The sequence below is a fragment of the Mycobacterium sp. genome (assembly GCF_050701675.1).
Taxonomy (GTDB): domain Bacteria; phylum Actinomycetota; class Actinomycetes; order Mycobacteriales; family Mycobacteriaceae; genus Mycobacterium.
Window position 1 is genome coordinate 1 of sequence record NZ_JBOGDD010000342.1, and the last position, 3,547, is coordinate 3,547.

Annotated in this window: 1 protein-coding gene and 1 pseudogene; both read left to right on the forward strand. The window is 69.5% G+C overall.

The window, feature by feature from the left end; all coding sequences use genetic code 11:
* Positions 1–1,723 (forward strand): annotated as a pseudogene (locus tag ACRDUX_RS10140) (exodeoxyribonuclease V subunit gamma); the annotation flags it as partial.
* On the forward strand, positions 1,723–3,547 hold a 1,825-nt coding region (locus ACRDUX_RS10145; protein ID WP_526413483.1), incomplete at its 3' end, for a UvrD-helicase domain-containing protein. The pseudogene ACRDUX_RS10140 and the gene ACRDUX_RS10145, both read left to right, overlap by 1 nt.

The following is a 3,547-nucleotide window of genomic DNA, read 5'->3' on the forward strand; positions in this document are numbered from 1 at the left end:
GAGCAACCGTGTCGAGCTGGCCGGTCAGCTCGCCGAGTTCGTCGACCGGTTGCAGCGGACCGTCGACGCGCTCACTGGCGACCACCCGCTGGACCACTGGCTGAACGCCTTGACCGAGGGCATCACGATGATGACGCGCGTCAACGACGCCGACGCGTGGCAGACCAGTCAGATGCAACGCGAGTTCGGTCAGGTGCTGGCCCAAGCGGGCGTGCGGTCCGGCACAGTGCTGCGGCTGCCCGACGTCAAGGCGCTGCTCGATCGTCACCTCGCGGGACGGCCGACGCGCGCGAACTTCCGCACGGGCACGCTGACGGTGTGCACGATGGTGCCCATGCGGTCGGTGCCGCACCGGGTGGTGTGCCTGGTCGGCCTCGACGACGGCGTGTTTCCGCGCAAGGGAATCACCGACGGCGACGACGTGCTGGCCCGCAACCCCGTCACCGGTGAGCGTGACAGTCGCTCCGAGGACCGCCAGCTGCTGCTCGACGCGGTCGGGGCGGCCACCGAGAAGCTGGTGATCACCTACACCGGCGCCAACGCCCACTCCGGCCAGACCCGGCCGCCGGCGGTGCCGCTGGCCGAGCTGCTCGACGCCATGGACGCGACTACGCCGGAGAGCGTGCGCAAGTCGGTCGTCGTGCATCATCCGTTGCAGCCGTTCGACATTCGCAACGTCGTGCGCGGCGAGCTGGTGCCAGACGTGCCGTTCACGTTCGACGACACGGTCCTCAAGGCGGCCCGGGCCAGCACCCGCGAGCGTTCTCCGCAGCCCAAGTTCATCTCGGGTCCACTGCCCGCACAGCCCCACCAGGACGTCGCGCTCGCCGATCTGATCGGGTTCTTCAAGGATCCGGTCAAGGGTTTCTTCCGCGCGCTGGAGTACACGCTGCCGTGGGACGTCGACGGCGTCTCCGACGAGATCTCCGTCGACATCGACGCCCTGGAGCAGTGGGCCGTCGGTGACCGGATGCTCAACGACATGCTGCGCGGCATGACGCCCGACGACGCGCGTCAGGCCGAGTGGCGCCGGGGCACGCTGCCGCCCGGTCAGCTGGGCTGGCGCAAGGCTGGTGAACTGCGCGAGCAGTCCACGCTGCTCGCGGCGACGGCGCTGGGGTACCGCAAGCCCGATGCGGACGCCTTCGACGTCGACATCGATCTGGGGGCGGGCCGCCGCTTGACGGGCACCGTGTCGCCGGTGTTCGACGACCGGTTGGTCTCGGTCACCTACTCCAAGCTCGACGGCAAGCATCTGCTGGCAGCGTGGATTCCGTTGCTGGCGTTGTTCGCCCATCACCCGGACCGCGACTTCTCGGCGGTGTGCATCGGCAGGCCAAGGCGAAGCGGGTCGCCGAGCGTGCGGGGGCTTGGTCCGCCTCGGCAACCGGCCGTCGAGGTGCTGCGGGACTTGGTGGCGATCTACGATGCCGGCCGCCGCGAGCCGCTGCCGCTGCCCATCAAGACGTCGTACGCCTGGGCATGTGCCCGCCACGAAGGTGGCGACCCGGAGCGCGAGGCGTCCTTCAAGTGGAAGTCGGGCAACTATCCCGCGGAGGATCAGGATCCCGCCCAGGTGCGGGCCTGGGGACCGAACGCCTGGCTGCGGGAGCTGATGCAACCCCTGTGCCCTGGTGAGGAGGTCGACGGCGAGACCCATCGACTCGGCGCGTACGCCGCTCGACTGTGGTTGCCGATGCTGCGGGCGGAAGTGACTGTCTGATGGAACGTTTCGAACTAGAGGGCCCGCTGCCCGACGTGGCGTCCACGACCGTCCTCGAGGCGAGTGCGGGTACCGGTAAGACGTTCGCGCTCGCCGGGTTGGTGACGCGCTACGTGGCCGAGGGCGCGGCGACCCTCGACCAGATGCTGCTGATCACCTTCGGCCACGCGGCCAGCCAGGAGCTGCGCGACCGGGTGCGCCGTCAGATCACCGACGCCGCAGCCGCTTTCGATGACCCGTCGCTCGTCGGCGACAACGCGTTGGTGGCGCACCTGGTGACGGGCACCGAGGAGGAGCGCCAAGCCCGTCGGCAACGGTTGCGCGACGCGTTGGCAGGCTTCGACGCCGCGACCATCGCCACCACCCATCAGTTCTGCCAGCAGGTGCTGAAGTCGCTTGGCGTGGCGGGCGACTCGGACTCACACGTGACGCTGGTGGAGAGCCTCACGGACCTGGTCACCGAGGTCGTCGACGACCTGTACCTCGCCCACTTCGGCCAGCAGCGCGACGATCCCGCGCTGACGTATCCCGACGCGCTGAAGCTGGCGCGTGAGGTGGTCCGCAATCCCGCGACCGAGCTGCGCCCGCTCGATCCACCGCCCGACTCGCGGGCCGCGGTCTGCATCAGCTTCGCCAATCACGTTCTCGCCGAGCTGGAGACGCGCAAGCGCAGACTGGGGATCCTCGGTTACGACGACCTTCTGACGCGGCTGGCGGAGGCGCTCGACCCCGAGGACTCCCCCGCCCGGCTGCGCATGTACCAGCGTTGGCCCATCGTGATGGTCGACGAGTTCCAGGACACCGATCCCGTGCAGTGGCAGGTGATCGACCGGGCCTTCAGCGGTCGCTCGACGGTGATCCTCATCGGCGATCCGAAGCAGGCGATCTACGCGTTCCGCGGCGGTGACATCGTCACGTATCTGAGTGCGGCCGAGACCGCGGGGGCCAAGAAGACGCTTGGCACCAACTGGCGCAGTGACAGCGACCTGGTCGACCGGCTGCAGGCCGTGCTGCGTGGCGCCGAACTCGGCGACCCCGCGATCGTAGTCCACGACGTCGAGGCGCACCATCGGGGTTCTCGACTGGCAGGCGCACCGCACGACGAACCGTTCCGGCTTCGCGTCGTGCAGCGGGAGACGTTCGGCCGCAGTGGGACTCAGAACGTGTCGATCGCCGATCTGCGGCAACACATCGGCAGGGACCTCGCCAACGACATCGGCGCCCTGCTCGCCAGCGGCGCCACGTTCGACGGCAAGGCGGTGCGGGCGGGTGACGTGGCGGTGATCGTCGAGACGCACAAGGACGCCCGGATGTGCAAGGAGGCGCTGGACCGGGCCGGGATCGCGGCGGTCTACACCGGCGACTCGGACATCTTCGCCTCAGAGGCGGCCGACGACTGGCTGTCCCTTCTGGAGGCCTTCGACCAGCCGCACCGCGCCGGGGTGGTACGCGCCGCCGCGGCCACGATGTTCTTCGGCAAGACCGCCAAGAACTTAGTCGACGGGGGCGACGAGCTGACCGACCGGATCGCGGAGACGTTGCGGGAGTGGGCCGGGCACGCTCGCGAACGCGGTGTGGCGGCGATATTCGAGGCCGCTCAGCTGCAGGGCATGCTCGAACGCGTGTTGTCGTGGCCCGACGGCGAGCGGCACATGACCGATCTGGCGCACCTGACGCAGCTGCTTCAGGACGTCGCGCACCGCGAGCACTACACGCTGCCCGCGCTGCGCGACTGGTTGCGCGCCGAGCGCGACGACCGCGGCGGGACGGGCGAGCGCAATCGCAGGCTGGACAGCGACGCCGCGGCAGTGCAGATCATGACGG